Origin of the sequence: Brevundimonas sp., assembly GCF_046295075.1 — a bacterium.
GTDB lineage: Bacteria > Pseudomonadota > Alphaproteobacteria > Caulobacterales > Caulobacteraceae > Brevundimonas.
On sequence record NZ_JBKBOC010000006.1, the window covers coordinates 20,154 to 32,555 of the forward strand.

Consider the following 12,402-nt stretch of genomic DNA (forward strand, 5'->3'; position numbering starts at 1 on the left):
TGACAGCGTTGGATTTTAGGGTAAACAGGCTGTGGGGGATCGAATGCCTGACAGCCTGACGACGAGAGAAAGCGAATGCGTCCACCTCGCCGGTCAAGGCCTGGAGGACAAGGAGATCGCCGCACGGCTCGGCATCTCGCCCCGCACCGTCGGCAATCACCTGCACCGGGCCTATGCCAAACTAGGCGTATCGGATCGCAAACTGGCGGCGCGTCGGCTGAGTAGCGTCTACTCAGAGGCGTCGATACTCATTTCCGAACCCCCGCATGACGGGCTTGTTGATCCGGCGTCGGCCGAGCAGTCGGTCGACGACGGCTCCTTCGCTTCGTCATCCTGGATTCTGCCGCCTCCGCCTCGGGGGCTTGGTGCGAGACTGGGGGTCATCGTCGCCGGCGCCGTCGTCGCCCTGCTGCTCGCCATCGGGATCGTGACGGCAGGCATGGTGGTTCCCTCCCTGTTCGACCGGATCGCTCCCGAATGGGCCCGCTGACACGGGGCATCATTCTGGAGGAACGACTAATGAGAAACATGCAGGTGGGGGTCCGAGTCGCACGTCAGGTGCGGACTGCGGAACACGCCATCGATCAGGCCATGATCGAAGTCTGCCGACTGATCCAAACCTCGCTCGAAGGTCGGGTCGAGTCCCGTCTGGCGGCCGAGGTCGGCCAGTCGGCGATCGAGAACATCGTTGCTGGGCTAGGACAGTTGGCGACCGTTCGCGCCAGTGTCGTCGCAGGTCATGCCGATCTCGCGATCGTGGCCGAAGATCACGGCATCGGGTGGCGGATGGACGGCATGGGTGAAAGCAAGACCACCCCCCTGGCCGCCGCGCCGGCAGACGTCATCAAACTGGCCGCTTGACGGAGCGCGACTGAATGCCCTCGCCGCTATGGATCTTCGGCACGGGCCTGACGGTCGTCGCGCTCGTTCTGCTGGTCTGGAAGGGCCGCAGACCTGAGCGCGAAGCGGGGGTGGGTCTTTTCCTGACCCAACTCTTGTCCGGCTGGGTCGATCACCTGGCCATCGGTCAGTTTCGGTGGGCGGTGGCCTTGATTTCACTCGGCCTGCTGATCCTGCTCGTGCGGCTCAGTCTTCGTTACGATCGTTGGTGGCTGCTCTTCGCTGCGGGCGCTCAACTGCTGGCCTTCACCACTCACATCTCGTCCATGATCGGTCCGGACGCACTAACCTGGTCCATCGTGACCGCGCGAATGACGGTGTGGGTCGGGATTATGGTGCTGGCCATCTTCGGTGTCTGGGAAGCCCGATCTGCTCCCTACGCCCAACCCAATTCGGCGCTGCGTGCGAAGCCGCGCGCCTTCTGAACCCACAAGGATATCAAACGTGAACACTCAACCGCTCAAGGCCTTCTTGCCACTATTTCGCTCGTGGTTCGAAACGGCTTCGCTGGCTGACAAGATCGGCGCAGCCGGCTTGGAAGGCAGTCCTCAAAATCTTCTGGCGGAGCTTGATCTGGGGCCGATGGTCGAGGCTGAGACCAGTCTGCTCAACCATGCGCCGTCAAACGCTGTCGAAGCCGCCTGCCTGCTTGAGGTGGTGCGTCAGAATATAGCGGACGCCGGTCGCTCGGACGGGCTGGACCTTCGGGCCATCGCCGCGGTGCAGCAGTGGCTGGCGGATGCCCCGACCGGAGCCACTGGAGCACAGTCGGTCGAACGCCTTCTCCGCCAAGCTCAGGTCTAGGATGGCCGGACCTGAGCTTCAGGTCCGACGTCTCAGCCGCGCAGGCCCTTGGCCACGGTCAAGAGGGCGTCGCGTTGAGCGGCGTCCTTGATCCCGCGGAAGGCGGCCAGCAGTTCGGCGACGCCAGGGGCGGCCAGCGCAAGCTCGTCGCCCTCGGCCGTCTCCAACTCGCCCAGCAGGGCCGCGCCGGTTGATTTCAAGACCGATGCGATCTGCAGCAGACGGGCGGCGGACACCCGATTGACGCCCCGCTCATACTTCTGAATCTGCTGGAAGGTGACGCCGGCGCCGGCTGCCAATTGCGCCTGCGTAATGCGAAGTTCCTCGCGACGCGTGCGAATACGGCCGCCAATGGCGATGTCTACGGGATCTACTGCGTCGTTCATTTGGGCCTACGGACAGGACTAATGGCGTGCCAAGGCCCCAAAACATCAACGCCGTCAAGCCAAAGCTGCTCCACTAGGGAGTGCTACGTGTGCTGATGAGTGTGAATTCAACCATTGGGATGTATGACGGGGTTCTCACCGTCGCTCCCGGCGCGAACCGCGCTCGGAAAAGTGGTGCCGCTTAGGTGACTCGAACACCTGACCCCATCATTACGAATTTCAGGGAAGCTCAGCCGTCAAAACCATTCGCTGCTTGGCTTCTAGCACTATGTCGGCAACCTCACGACCTGTCCACCCAGCCGCTTCCCAATTCGGGGGCAGCGCGTGATCAGAGCGTTTCCTAGTTTGCGCGCGCTAACGTGGGAACGACCGAAAAATCGACCTGCACCATACCTGCAATCTGCACCTCTGGCGAACGTCGCAGCTCGGCGGTGCCAGCCCATCGCACCAGCTCCAGCAGGTTCCAATGGGGTGCTGAACGGTTTTCACAGATTTCCGGATATCTGATCTGTTTTCACAAACCGAAGGGTTCTCTGAACGGTTTTCACAGGCCCTGACGCAATTTCGCGGGCGAGCCGGCATCTGTCCCTATGGTATGAAGCGGCATCGCCCCTGTCTCATGAGTGGAGGCGTCGGTGACGCCAGCGGCCCAGTACCTCAGGATGTCGACTGATCATCAGCGATACTCCCTAAGCAATCAGGCAGCCGCTATCGGCGCGTTCGCCTTGCAGCATGACCTCCAGATTGTGCGCACCTTCGAAGACCCTGGCAAAAGCGGTCTAACCCTCCGGGAAAGGCCTGGGCTGCAGGCATTGCTGCAGGAGGCAGTGTCCGGTGGTGCAGAGTTCTCCAAAATCCTGGTTCTCGATGTCAGCCGGTGGGGACGCTTTCAGGATCCGGACCAGGCCGCACATTACGAGTTCATATGCCGGGAGGCCGGCGTCGAGGTCGTCTATGTCGCCGAGGCGTTCTTGAACGACGGCTCGACCATGTCCTCGGTGGTGAAGCACCTCAAGCGCGTCATGGCGGGGGAATATAGCCGGGAGCTTGGGGAGAAGATCCGCGTCGGCAAGATGCGCCACGCCCCACAAGGCTTCTTCGTCGGGGGAAATCTGCCCTATGGCGTTCGGAGTGTGCTGGTCGATCAAGCCGGACGCCCTCTAAGCCTCGACCAAATCGGGCAGAGGAAAATACGGCGAGACGAGCGCTCGATCTTCATGTGGGGGCCGGAACCTGAGATCGACGTCATTCGAAAGGTGTTTCGGTGGTTTGCTGTCAATCACCTTACCTTGGCGAGTATCGCTCGACTGCTAAACGAGCAGGACGCGCGCCCACGTCATGGCGGGCCGTGGAAACCATCGACGGTCCGGTGCATCCTGACGAGCGAGTTTGCGGTCGGGACTTTTGTCTATGGGAAGACTTCGTCTCGGTTGAAAGGGGCGAAGGTGCGTCATCCGCCTGACCAGTGGATCAGAACGAAGGTGTTCAAGCCCATCGTGTCCCGCAAGCTCTTCGAAGCAGCGCAGTTGCGCCTCAAGCTGCGATATGGCCGTAACAAACATCTCAACGACGAGATGATCACCGCCCTGGCTCGACTGCTGAAGGAGAGGGGACGGCTAACGACCCGTATGGTGAAGGAATGCCGCTACACCCCTTGCGTCAACTCATACCGGAAGCACTTCGGCAGCCTGGATAACGCGATGGAACTGGTCGGTTTCCGACGCCCTCTCGCTAAGTACGTTAAGGGTCGCGCGCCAATGCCATCCGACACTGAGATGCTCGCGATGCTGGGCGTCCTACACCAGCGACATGGCTATCTCTCTGTCCGACTCGTCAACGGCGACAAGACCATTCCGTGCGTCAACGCATACACACGGCGCTTCGGCACGATCCTGAACGCGTTCGCCCTCGCTGGCTTTCCTATCACTCACTCCGAAGCTGTCCTGGCGGGTCGAACGCGGACCTACCCGCTCGGCGCGTCTGCCCACGGCGTGCCGCCAAAGCTCACTCAGTGAGCGAGATTCGATCGCTTGGTACGGTCGGAACGAGACGTATTTGCTCTATCGGTCTGCTCATGGCCCACCGAGGGCCGTGCAAAGGTAGAAGACGCTATTGAGCTTTCATTTCTTGGGACGTCCACGCTTCGGAGGAGTGGTAGCGGTGGCCTGTTCAGCCTTTGATTGACGGCCCTTTGCGCCAAGTCCGATCGACTTGGCCAACTCTGATCGGCGCGCCGAATAAGCGGGCGACACCATCGGGTAGGTGGAGGGCAGGCCATATCGATCGCGGTATTCGTCTGGCGTGATCCCGTTCGCTGACAGGTGACGCTTCAGCGACTTATAGGTGCGCCCGTCGATGAAGCTGACCAGACCCTCGTCAGTGATCGACTTTCTGACCTGTCCGCTGTTGGCGCGCGCATAGATTTCGACGGGCTGCGGCTCAGGCTGGCCAACGTTCGCAAGCGCAGCGTGGGTTGAGGCAATCAGATCGCCAATGCGTTCTGGTGCGAGGTCGTTATTCGACACATAGTTGGCTACGATCCCCACGGTCATGTGCAGAAGTGAAGCGACGGGTTGATCAGTCATGCAAAGTTTCCTTATGGTCAAACATTTCCACATGTCTGCAGAAGGTCTTCATTTCGGAATGTCAGAATATTTTGCGATATGTGGATAAAGATAGGCAGTTAAGAAAAATTTGCATGAGTAATACATCACGTGCAAATCCAGAATGCTAATTTATCTTAGAACAATTTCTAAGCATCATGCGGGCTTAGGGTTATTCATAAATTTCCAAGCGCTCTTGGCTAACCAGCCCTGCTTATTACCATTCTCAATTTCTACTAATATATAGCGTTTATTGGGCATTACTTTCCGTAACAGCGAGTTCAACTGACGAATGTCCTGTTCGCTGACGAGGACAGCAGCATCGGGTAACATTTTTTGCCAGTTCACAACCTCGACCATCATGTCGATTTCATCGATCCACTTTTGGAGCGCCGTTTGAGAACTATCGACTACCAAGAGGTAAGAAGCCAACCCGTCAGACATCGCGCCGGCCCTTATCGGCATCAACTTCATGGGGAATGGGAAGTTGCGAACTTGCCTTTTGGTTGTCCGACCAGTCTGGCAAAGCTGGAATCTCTGGATTGGAACCTAGCTCTAACGTAGTAATGTCGATTTCGATCTCGGATCCCTTCTGTTGAATCATTAGTCTCTGTTGCTGAATGATAAACTCCTCAGACTGAAGGCGTTGCGGCGCGTGCTTTGCAAAATAACCGTAATGCTTGAGTGTGAATATCGGTACAGCCAGCGTCGTCATCATAATCGGTATTGCCAAAATCAAAGTTTCTTGAAGCAAAACCACCACGGTAAATCCGGCAGGGACTACCGTCGCGTTCAGCCAGAGCAGCGGATTCATCACGTTGCGTACCGCGACCGCAGTGGCCTTTGAAACTAGATCGCTGAGAACATCACGTTGAGGCATTTAGCTCCTGCCAGACTGCCTACCCGCCACAGGCTTTGCCTGGCCAAGCCGTGAATCGCCTTCGCTTGTAACTCCTACTTGATAGCTACGCGGCCGTCATCATCGCTTTGATCGCCCGCAGCAGAAGGGAATCCGCTGAAAGTCTGCACGGGCTTTGACGGCAGAGAATGGACAGGCGCTGGGCGCTGTGCGGTAACGGGCTATGGCTCCGCTCCGTCAGCACCTCTTCGTCGTTGTTTACACTGTCGCCCTCCTGACGGGATTGGCGGCTCTCTGGTTTCGACCGTCTGTCAGTGATTGGCCAGCGTGGGTTCAAGCCATCGGCTCGATAGCTGCTATCCTTGCCGCTATCGGGATCGCTCAGTGGCAAGCGGCCCTGGAGCGTCGAAAGGAGGACGAACTTCGTCTTCGTCGAGAACGTGCTGCGCGCGCCGTTACACCCCTAGCGCTAACCCAAATCTGTGGGTGGGCGACCGAAGCCATGACCTCCTGGCATCATGCGGCAGACTTAGTTGATGCCGCGAGGCGACAAAGAGGGCGTGATGACCCCGACGGTGTGGGGGTCGATGGCGCGAGTAACGTGACGTTCTCGAAAGTGCCGGAGGGGGCCGTGCGGGACATTCAGGCTATGATTGAGGCCTGCTCCGCTGAGCAGGCAAAGCCCTACGTTGCTTTGCTGCAAATCATCCAAGTCCAGCAGACTCGCGCCTTCGGATTTCTTGCGGAACTTAGCAATCCTCGGGCTTCTGGATCAGTGGATTACTGCCGAGGCCAAGTCGTCAGTTCGGCTGAGGTTTACGCACGCGCTTCCGCCTTGTTTGATCATGCTAGGGACGAGGGTGCCGAAAGCGACACGAAGGTCAGCCGGAGAGAAGTTTCTAGAGCGCTATTCGTTTCACGGATTTTTGAATTCCAGTATCCAGAGATTGCGCAGGTGGCGGACAGATACTTCGGTCCGCGTGAGCCGGGCTTGGAGTGAAGCTGCGATGGCACGCAGCCCTCAGTGGAGATTGCTTACTAGAAGCTGTTGCGGGACCAAAAAAATAGAACCCGCCCCGCGAACCAGCCGAGGCCAGTGCACGAGGCGGGTGAGATTTAGACTGACTGCTTCGCCGCGCCAGCCTCGATTGCAGCAAGCAAAGTTGAGTTCGCTAGATGACTATACCGCGCTGACGAGGAAACGTTGGCATGGCCGAGTACTTTACCGACGGTATAAAGATCAACTCCAGCATTCACTAAGAATGAGGCTGCCGAATGCCGAAGATCATGAATCCTTAAGCCCGGCAAATTTGCCACCCGAACTGCCCGTCCCCAGCTTGTTTTCAGAGATATGTAGGGCAGGCGAGTATCTGGATTGGGCACTAACCAAGGACAACCCTCGAAACGAGGCAGTCTAGCAAGTATCTCTAACGCCGCAGAAGGCAAGGGAACATGCCTTGGCTTCCCCGATTTGGACGTTGGGATCAGCCAGGACCGTCTCTCAATGTTGATATTTTCCCATCGAGCGTCGAGAAGCTCTCGCTTTCTAGCCCCTGTTAGTAGAAGCAATCCGACAATATGCTGTAACTGGCTATTTTCGGATTCTGATACGGCTTTTTTTAACCGCGATGCTTCTTCAGCTGATAAAAATCGTTCTCTAGCATTCAGAAGCGGCTTGCGCGGGATGCCCTTTGTTGGGTTTTTATCCGACCCAGGCACATTCCATCGGACTCCTAGTTCGAAGGACCTTCCGAAGGTTACTCGAATTTTTTCGATCGTCGCTGGGGCGAGGCCTTCCTTTTGCTTGGCGGCGAGCCATAGTGCGACGTCGCGACTATGAATGTCGCTAAGCCTGACCTTAGACCATCGAGGCAGGATGTGCAGGCGGATCACTGACTCCGTGCTCGTGAATGATTTTAGATGTAGAAGAGCGTACTCTAAATGCATGTCCGCAAGGCTGCCGTAGGTGGGCACAGACTTCGCCAGCGCTTTCGCTGCGCCTGGATAGTCGCCTATTGCAACTCTAGAACGCAGCCTTTCGGCCTGTTTTCGGGCAGCAGCAGCCGTCAAATCCTCCACCTTGCCGATCTTATATTGGCACTGACGGTTACTAAGGTCCTTGTAGCGGTAAGCGAAAGTTTTTCCCCCAGTAACGCGAACTTCAAGTATATACCCTTTTATTTGAGTGTCGTAGAAATCAACCTTGTTGCGTCCAGGCTCGCAAAGAGCTGCGTTCACGAACGTTTGGTCGAGTTTGGCCTTCGGCATGCTGCCGTCCTTTCATCTTAGGGATCGGCGCGAGCGCCAGCGGACCGCGATGGCGTCGCGGAGGGGATAGAGGGTTGGGTGGTCTGGAGTGGGTCTGGCCCGCGTGGCCCCAGGGTCGGCCGCCTGGGCAGCACGTCGGGGGCGGGGATGGTCGGGCTATGGGCAGGCCCGGAGCGCGCCCAGACGGGCCGCGTTTGCAGTGTGGAGGTCTGGAAATCCCGTCGGTCACCGCCTCGCTGTACGAAGCACGGGTTTCGGGCGAGCTAGGACGAGGCCTCCGTCAGCGTGGCGGCAAGACTTCGTAAATTGAGTGGCTTCCAGTGCATTGTCGAAGCCTCCAATAGTGCTCGCCGAAGTTTGGGCCAGTGTATCGCTGGAGAACTGAGGCCGCGCGCGGAACATCAACACCGCACTGTTGGGCGGCCGTTTCAGCGAGGACGTCCGGATCTTCAGCGAAACCGCCGTCGATAAGGCTCAGGAACGTGATGACCATAGTGGTGTCAACATCCAAGGCAGCAGGGGAGGAAAGGTCGAGTTCTGAGTGGGACATTTTGAGGTTTCCATCGATGTACCATTGAGCCACGGCGAAACGCGGATCACATTGAGAGGGCAGGTCAGGCTGGAGCGGGGCTGGCGCGTTGAGCCCCACAGTGGGCCGCTGGCGGCGCGTCGGGCGCAGGGATGATGAGGCGATGGCGTGCCGAGGGGGCGGCCAGAAGACCGGGTCTGGGCGCTTTCGGCGGGCCTTCACCGCCACAGATTTTCAGCTTTTCAGTTCCCGGTGCCGTGAGGCGGCCAGCCGCTGCGCAACCTGAAAACCTGCGAAACTGAAAACCTGCAAAGCTGAAGACCGATCAGCTTGGCGTTAGAGTCGCGTACACCTGCTTGCCACGGCCGACCCTTTGGAAGGTCCAGTAAGCCTCGCCGAAGGTCTCGCCAGTGTAGCGCTGCAGGACTGAAAGCGCCGTGCGTTCGGACACGCCGCATTGCATCGCCGCCGCTTTCGCCAAGGCCATGCGTCCTCCATCGAACCCATCGTCAATCAGGCGGAGCAGGGTTGTTATGACGCGGGTCTCTTCGACGCCTTGGCCCGGCTCACTCCAAGCCTCCATATCGTCCGGATCAATGGCCTGTACTGACGCCAGCTTCTCCTCGTAGCTAATGCCGGCCTCGTCAGCGTAGGAGTACGCGACCACGTCCGGGCTATCGGCCCGCTTCTTTTCATTCTTGAACCGGACGACCCGCCGACCCGCTGCCTTTGTGGCGACGACACTGGCGATGTAGACGGCGTCGAAATCCTCAAAGATGTCGGTGGTGCCTTGGTACGGATAAGTGCCGTCGGCCTTGGGTGTCTTTCTCGTGTGTCCTAGCGCGACGATCGTGCCGCCAGCCATGACGTACTCCCGGCAGACCTGAGCGAACCTGCTACTATCCTTCTTGTCCATCGGGTCGGCGAACTTCTTCAGCGTGTCGATGATGATCAGGGTGCCCCGTGCCGAGCCGTCTGCTGCCGCTTGAAGCATCGTCTCGACAAGATGTTTGGTCTTCAGGCCTCGACGACCCGGAGCCACCATGTGAGCGCCGACTTCCGCCATCAGCCGGTTCTTGACCGCTAAGCCTAGGCTTCCGTCATCCGCATTAAAGTAGAAGACGCTATCTGGATCGATGAGGCCTTCCTCGACTGCCTTGAGGATCAGGAAGATGATGATCAGCGTCTTACCCGTATTGGGCGGGGCGTAGATCATGGTCGCCTGGCCATCCATTACAAATTGGCCAAGGAGGCGTTTGGTGTCGGCCGCCTCCGCTTCCAGTTTATCGGCGTCCTCCAGCAGACTGAAGCGGAGGAGCGGATGCTTTGCCGTTAAACGGCGCATCTCTTCCTTCGGCGAGAAGACGGGCGTAGGCGGCTGTGTCGCCGTTGACAGGGCGGCTTGCTCCGATACGGGGCTGGAACCGGGTAGGGCTGGTTTTGGGACCACGATCTTTCTTGGATCGATCAATTTTGGCGGTCTGACCCATTGGGCCATAGGCGCCTCCTTTGCTAAGTGTGGAAGGGGTTTTCCGATTGCACTTGCTGGAGGCCGTTGCTCCCGATGGTCGGAAGTGAACCGCTGGCTAGGCGGCTCAAGCACGAGGCCCTGTTAAGGCTCGGCTGCGATGGGTGTCGCGCTGGTAGACCTCTACTCGGCAGCAGTCAAATCGCGGTGTCAGGAGTATCACGCACGCGCGGTGGCCTCTGATCGATGCAGGAGGGCTCGGGGAGCGATCAGCTTGGCGGTGTTGCCAACCGCCCCCCCGCGATCATCAAGTTCAGCCGCCGGCAGCGGAAAGTCCGATAGGTCGTCGCAGTCGATGTCGCCTGTTCCGAGCGAGTGTGAGCACCACGACAATGATGACGACCCCCGTGATGCAGGCGACGGGCTGAACCACCGTCAAGGCGGACAAGGTGAAGGTGGCCAGAAACACCACCGTGTGCCGAGGATGCATGATGAAGGCGACGACTAGCGCCAGCCCAAGAAGGGCCACCAAGACGACCGCGACCGCCCTGAGGGCGGCTAGGGCGACGCAGATGATGAGGAGGAGCAGAATCTTGTTTATCATCGACCAGCCACCTCGATCCAGAAGTGGCTCAGACACAGCCAGTGTACGGCCAAATCAACGGCGCAGCTGTCCTCGGCGAAGATGATCAAGTCTCGGCCAGCCCGATCCGTGACGACTATCTCAAACCAGCCCTCATGGTCCTCAAGCCGATCGTAGTTCGGCTCCTCAGCATCGTCTCCAGTGAGTGCGAACTGGACGGCGAAATTGATCACTTCCGGCGTATCCCCGGCTTCGATGACTACGATGCGAGTGTCTTTGCTCAGGTGGAGCTGACGGTCGGCGTAAATCTGCCAGCCGCGTTGGGCGATCAGGGTACGCAAATCGTCGTCTAGGTCCGGGTCGCTGATGACGCCGGCGACGTCGGCAAGCGTGTTGATGCAGATCATATGGACGGTGTCCTTCAGGTGCGAAAAAGCCCTCGCGACGGGTGTCGGAGGGCGCGGGTCGGATGGGTGGTTGAGGCTTAGTCTGCGTCGGCAACCGGAGGGCGGTCGGCAACGCCCAGGCAGTTGAAGCGGAGGGTGCCGTTGGTGTCGGGATGGTCGGCCACCAAGACCAGCATGCCGAAGTCGTCGGTGAGAACGTAGGCCAGCTCGAACCATGAGCCGTGGTCGTTGAACCACTCCCAGCCCGGTTGGTCAGCCTGGTCCCAGCAGATCGGGAAGCCAACGGCGTCGTGGATGGTCTGAGGCGGATCGCTCGGTTGGACGACAACGATCTGGAGGATTTCGCCAAGGGGGCGACGACGATCGGTGTCCACCTGCCAGACACGAAGTCCGATCAGGGCGCGCAGGGCAGGGTCGAGGCTAGGGTCGGTGAGCGCGGCCGTGACGGCGTCTCTGTCTGTGAGCGAAAGCATGGTCAGGGTGTCCTTTCCGGGCACAAAAAAACCCCCGCAGCGGAAGGCTACGGGGGTCGGTTGAGGTGGGTGGTTTGGAAGGCGTCAGGTCGCCCTAGTGATCGGCCTTGAAGTCGATAACGCGCAACGGGTTTTCAGGCTGCTGACTGAGACGAGGGACGTTGGTGTCCTGCCCCAGCCAGCGACCGTTAAGGCACCACTTGCCTTGCTGGAGGGACGCTCGGCGAAAGAGCGCCTGCCGCCTGGTTGAGCCGGTCCTTCAAGCGCTTTGAGCGGGTAATCCCAGACAAGGGCATGGTGCCGCTGTGGGAGACGGTGAAATAGAAGCCGTCCTGCACCGTGCCGTCAGCCTTCCGGCCCCTTGACGGAACCACCGTGCCAACGATCTGGTGGCTGTCGAACAGGAACTTGATGGTGGCCTGATACCCCTTGTTCGGATGTTCGACGCGCACGATCGGGCTGGTGCCGAACTCGGCGTTCATGGCGTCCACAAGGATTTGATCGGCCTGAGCCTCGGTGATCAGATAGACGGGCTCGCTCTGGCTGACGTATGTGCCAGGCGTCCGCGCGGGGGCCGACGCACAGCCACTAAGGGCCAGAGCTCCAGCGACTAGGGCTGCATAGACGAGGCGCTTCACCGGGCGGCTCCCTTTGCAGCTTGGACGCCCCGGCCGCGCGTCAGGAAGAGGACGCCGCCGCCTACGCCGATCGCCACCGTGCCCCAGATGAGCAAGGACCTGTAAAAGGCCACACGTCCTTCGGTGACGAGGATGTCCGGATGGCTAAGGGCGTAGGTCGCCTGGGCCTCCTCCGCTGCCGTGTACTCGGCCGACCTGAATGCCGCAGGGTAGCCGAGCTTCTTGGTGATGGCGTCCTTGACTTCGATCTGGTGGTAGAAGTTTTTCAGGGGAAAGTAGTTGATCGCCCACAGTCCGCCGATCACGACGTAGAAGGCGGCAATGGCCGCTAGAGCCATACGAATCGTAGTCTGGTTCAAGATGGTTTTTCCTTTGAAGATGAGCCTTGCGGCTCGTTTGAGGTGAGTAGGCGGCGCAACAGGCACCAAGCCGATGCGTCCGAATATGGAAATATTCCATACCTAAAAGGGAAAAATCGCATAAG

At 59.1% G+C, this 12,402-nt stretch carries 17 protein-coding genes; 6 read left to right on the forward strand and 11 right to left on the reverse strand.

All coding sequences use genetic code 11. The annotated features are described in order from the left end of the window. Window positions 1-43: 43 nt before the first annotated feature. Genes ACK4MH_RS06680 through ACK4MH_RS06695 form a run of 4 tightly spaced genes read left to right on the forward strand, consistent with a single transcriptional unit; the run spans window position 44 to window position 1,704 of the window. Window positions 44-490: a helix-turn-helix domain-containing protein gene (locus ACK4MH_RS06680; RefSeq protein ID WP_409716390.1), complete on the forward strand. Its 447-nt coding sequence runs from the start codon at window positions 44-46 to the stop codon at window positions 488-490. Beyond that, a complete protein-coding gene (locus tag ACK4MH_RS06685; protein ID WP_409716392.1) occupies window positions 478-861 on the forward strand; it encodes a hypothetical protein in 384 nt (127 codons plus the stop codon). The genes ACK4MH_RS06680 and ACK4MH_RS06685 overlap by 13 nt, the downstream gene beginning before the upstream one ends. A gap of 14 nt (window positions 862-875) precedes the next feature. Then, window positions 876-1,325, forward strand: a complete 450-nt coding sequence (locus tag ACK4MH_RS06690) for a hypothetical protein (protein WP_409716393.1) — start codon at window positions 876-878, stop codon at window positions 1,323-1,325. A gap of 19 nt (window positions 1,326-1,344) precedes the next feature. After that, window positions 1,345-1,704 carry a hypothetical protein gene (locus ACK4MH_RS06695; protein ID WP_409716395.1) on the forward strand — a complete coding sequence of 120 codons (360 nt, stop codon included), beginning with the start codon at window positions 1,345-1,347 and terminating at the stop codon, window positions 1,702-1,704. Window positions 1,705-1,736: 32 nt separating this feature from the next. On the opposite strand, the gene ACK4MH_RS06700 is transcribed toward ACK4MH_RS06695, so the two are convergent. After that, window positions 1,737-2,090: a helix-turn-helix domain-containing protein gene (locus ACK4MH_RS06700; RefSeq protein WP_039246365.1), complete on the reverse strand. Its 354-nt coding sequence runs from the start codon at window positions 2,088-2,090 to the stop codon at window positions 1,737-1,739. Window positions 2,091-2,725: 635 nt separating this feature from the next. Between ACK4MH_RS06700 and ACK4MH_RS06705 the strand changes: the two genes are divergently transcribed. After that, a complete protein-coding gene (locus ACK4MH_RS06705; protein WP_409716398.1) occupies window positions 2,726-4,105 on the forward strand; it encodes a recombinase family protein in 1,380 nt (459 codons plus the stop codon). A 105-nt stretch (window positions 4,106-4,210) separates the two neighbouring features. On the opposite strand, the gene ACK4MH_RS06710 is transcribed toward ACK4MH_RS06705, so the two are convergent. The 3 genes from ACK4MH_RS06710 to ACK4MH_RS06720 all read right to left on the reverse strand — a co-directional run bounded on the left by ACK4MH_RS06710 (window position 4,211) and on the right by ACK4MH_RS06720 (window position 5,573). Continuing rightward, window positions 4,211-4,675 (reverse strand): MucR family transcriptional regulator, encoded by a 465-nt coding sequence (locus ACK4MH_RS06710; protein WP_409716400.1) that lies wholly within the window; start codon window positions 4,673-4,675, stop codon window positions 4,211-4,213. 174 nt (window positions 4,676-4,849) lie between these two features. Then, a complete protein-coding gene (locus tag ACK4MH_RS06715; protein WP_409716402.1) occupies window positions 4,850-5,137 on the reverse strand; it encodes a hypothetical protein in 288 nt (95 codons plus the stop codon). After that, entirely contained in the window at window positions 5,130-5,573 is a 444-nt protein-coding gene (locus ACK4MH_RS06720; protein WP_409716404.1) for a hypothetical protein, read from the reverse strand. Before ACK4MH_RS06720 ends, ACK4MH_RS06715 begins: the two co-directional genes overlap by 8 nt. A gap of 481 nt (window positions 5,574-6,054) precedes the next feature. Between ACK4MH_RS06720 and ACK4MH_RS06725 the strand changes: the two genes are divergently transcribed. After that, window positions 6,055-6,552, forward strand: a complete 498-nt coding sequence (locus ACK4MH_RS06725; protein ID WP_409716406.1) for a hypothetical protein — start codon at window positions 6,055-6,057, stop codon at window positions 6,550-6,552. 116 nt (window positions 6,553-6,668) lie between these two features. Here the strand turns inward: ACK4MH_RS06725 and ACK4MH_RS06730 are convergent, their stop codons facing one another. From ACK4MH_RS06730 to ACK4MH_RS06760, 7 genes are all read right to left on the reverse strand, one after another. Further along, window positions 6,669-7,820 carry a tyrosine-type recombinase/integrase gene (locus ACK4MH_RS06730; protein ID WP_409716408.1) on the reverse strand — a complete coding sequence of 384 codons (1,152 nt, stop codon included), beginning with the start codon at window positions 7,818-7,820 and terminating at the stop codon, window positions 6,669-6,671. An 854-nt stretch (window positions 7,821-8,674) separates the two neighbouring features. After that, on the reverse strand, window positions 8,675-9,847 hold the full coding sequence (locus tag ACK4MH_RS06735) for an AAA family ATPase (RefSeq protein ID WP_409716410.1): 1,173 nt from the start codon (window positions 9,845-9,847) through the stop codon (window positions 8,675-8,677). A gap of 283 nt (window positions 9,848-10,130) precedes the next feature. Continuing rightward, complete coding sequence (locus tag ACK4MH_RS06740) at window positions 10,131-10,421, reverse strand: hypothetical protein (RefSeq protein WP_409716412.1); 291 nt, start codon at window positions 10,419-10,421, stop codon at window positions 10,131-10,133. Next, entirely contained in the window at window positions 10,418-10,807 is a 390-nt protein-coding gene (locus ACK4MH_RS06745; protein ID WP_409716414.1) for a hypothetical protein, read from the reverse strand. The genes ACK4MH_RS06740 and ACK4MH_RS06745 overlap by 4 nt, the downstream gene beginning before the upstream one ends. Before the next feature lie 77 nt (window positions 10,808-10,884). After that, window positions 10,885-11,280: a hypothetical protein gene (locus ACK4MH_RS06750; protein ID WP_409716416.1), complete on the reverse strand. Its 396-nt coding sequence runs from the start codon at window positions 11,278-11,280 to the stop codon at window positions 10,885-10,887. A gap of 188 nt (window positions 11,281-11,468) precedes the next feature. Next, the gene (locus tag ACK4MH_RS06755; protein ID WP_409716418.1) at window positions 11,469-11,918 is read right to left on the reverse strand and encodes a hypothetical protein; all 450 of its coding nucleotides are present in this window, start codon (window positions 11,916-11,918) and stop codon (window positions 11,469-11,471) included. Further along, window positions 11,915-12,277 (reverse strand): hypothetical protein, encoded by a 363-nt coding sequence (locus ACK4MH_RS06760; protein ID WP_409716420.1) that lies wholly within the window; start codon window positions 12,275-12,277, stop codon window positions 11,915-11,917. Before ACK4MH_RS06760 ends, ACK4MH_RS06755 begins: the two co-directional genes overlap by 4 nt. Between the last annotated feature and the right edge of the window lie 125 nt (window positions 12,278-12,402).

Bases quoted from the DNA above. Each gene is read 5' to 3' on its own strand.
- ACK4MH_RS06680 (WP_409716390.1), top strand. From the start codon at position 44: ATGCCTGACAGCCTGACGACGAGAGAAAGCGAATGCGTCCACCTCGCC.
- ACK4MH_RS06685 (WP_409716392.1), top strand. From the start codon at position 478: ATGGGCCCGCTGACACGGGGCATCATTCTGGAGGAACGACTAATGAGA.
- ACK4MH_RS06690 (WP_409716393.1), top strand. From the start codon at position 876: ATGCCCTCGCCGCTATGGATCTTCGGCACGGGCCTGACGGTCGTCGCG.
- ACK4MH_RS06700 (WP_039246365.1), bottom strand. From the start codon at position 2,090: ATGAACGACGCAGTAGATCCCGTAGACATCGCCATTGGCGGCCGTATT.
- ACK4MH_RS06710 (WP_409716400.1), bottom strand. From the start codon at position 4,675: ATGACTGATCAACCCGTCGCTTCACTTCTGCACATGACCGTGGGGATC.
- ACK4MH_RS06715 (WP_409716402.1), bottom strand. From the start codon at position 5,137: ATGTCTGACGGGTTGGCTTCTTACCTCTTGGTAGTCGATAGTTCTCAA.
- ACK4MH_RS06720 (WP_409716404.1), bottom strand. From the start codon at position 5,573: ATGCCTCAACGTGATGTTCTCAGCGATCTAGTTTCAAAGGCCACTGCG.
- ACK4MH_RS06725 (WP_409716406.1), top strand. From the start codon at position 6,055: ATGACCTCCTGGCATCATGCGGCAGACTTAGTTGATGCCGCGAGGCGA.
- ACK4MH_RS06730 (WP_409716408.1), bottom strand. From the start codon at position 7,820: ATGCCGAAGGCCAAACTCGACCAAACGTTCGTGAACGCAGCTCTTTGC.
- ACK4MH_RS06735 (WP_409716410.1), bottom strand. From the start codon at position 9,847: ATGGCCCAATGGGTCAGACCGCCAAAATTGATCGATCCAAGAAAGATC.
- ACK4MH_RS06740 (WP_409716412.1), bottom strand. From the start codon at position 10,421: ATGATAAACAAGATTCTGCTCCTCCTCATCATCTGCGTCGCCCTAGCC.
- ACK4MH_RS06745 (WP_409716414.1), bottom strand. From the start codon at position 10,807: ATGATCTGCATCAACACGCTTGCCGACGTCGCCGGCGTCATCAGCGAC.
- ACK4MH_RS06750 (WP_409716416.1), bottom strand. From the start codon at position 11,280: ATGCTTTCGCTCACAGACAGAGACGCCGTCACGGCCGCGCTCACCGAC.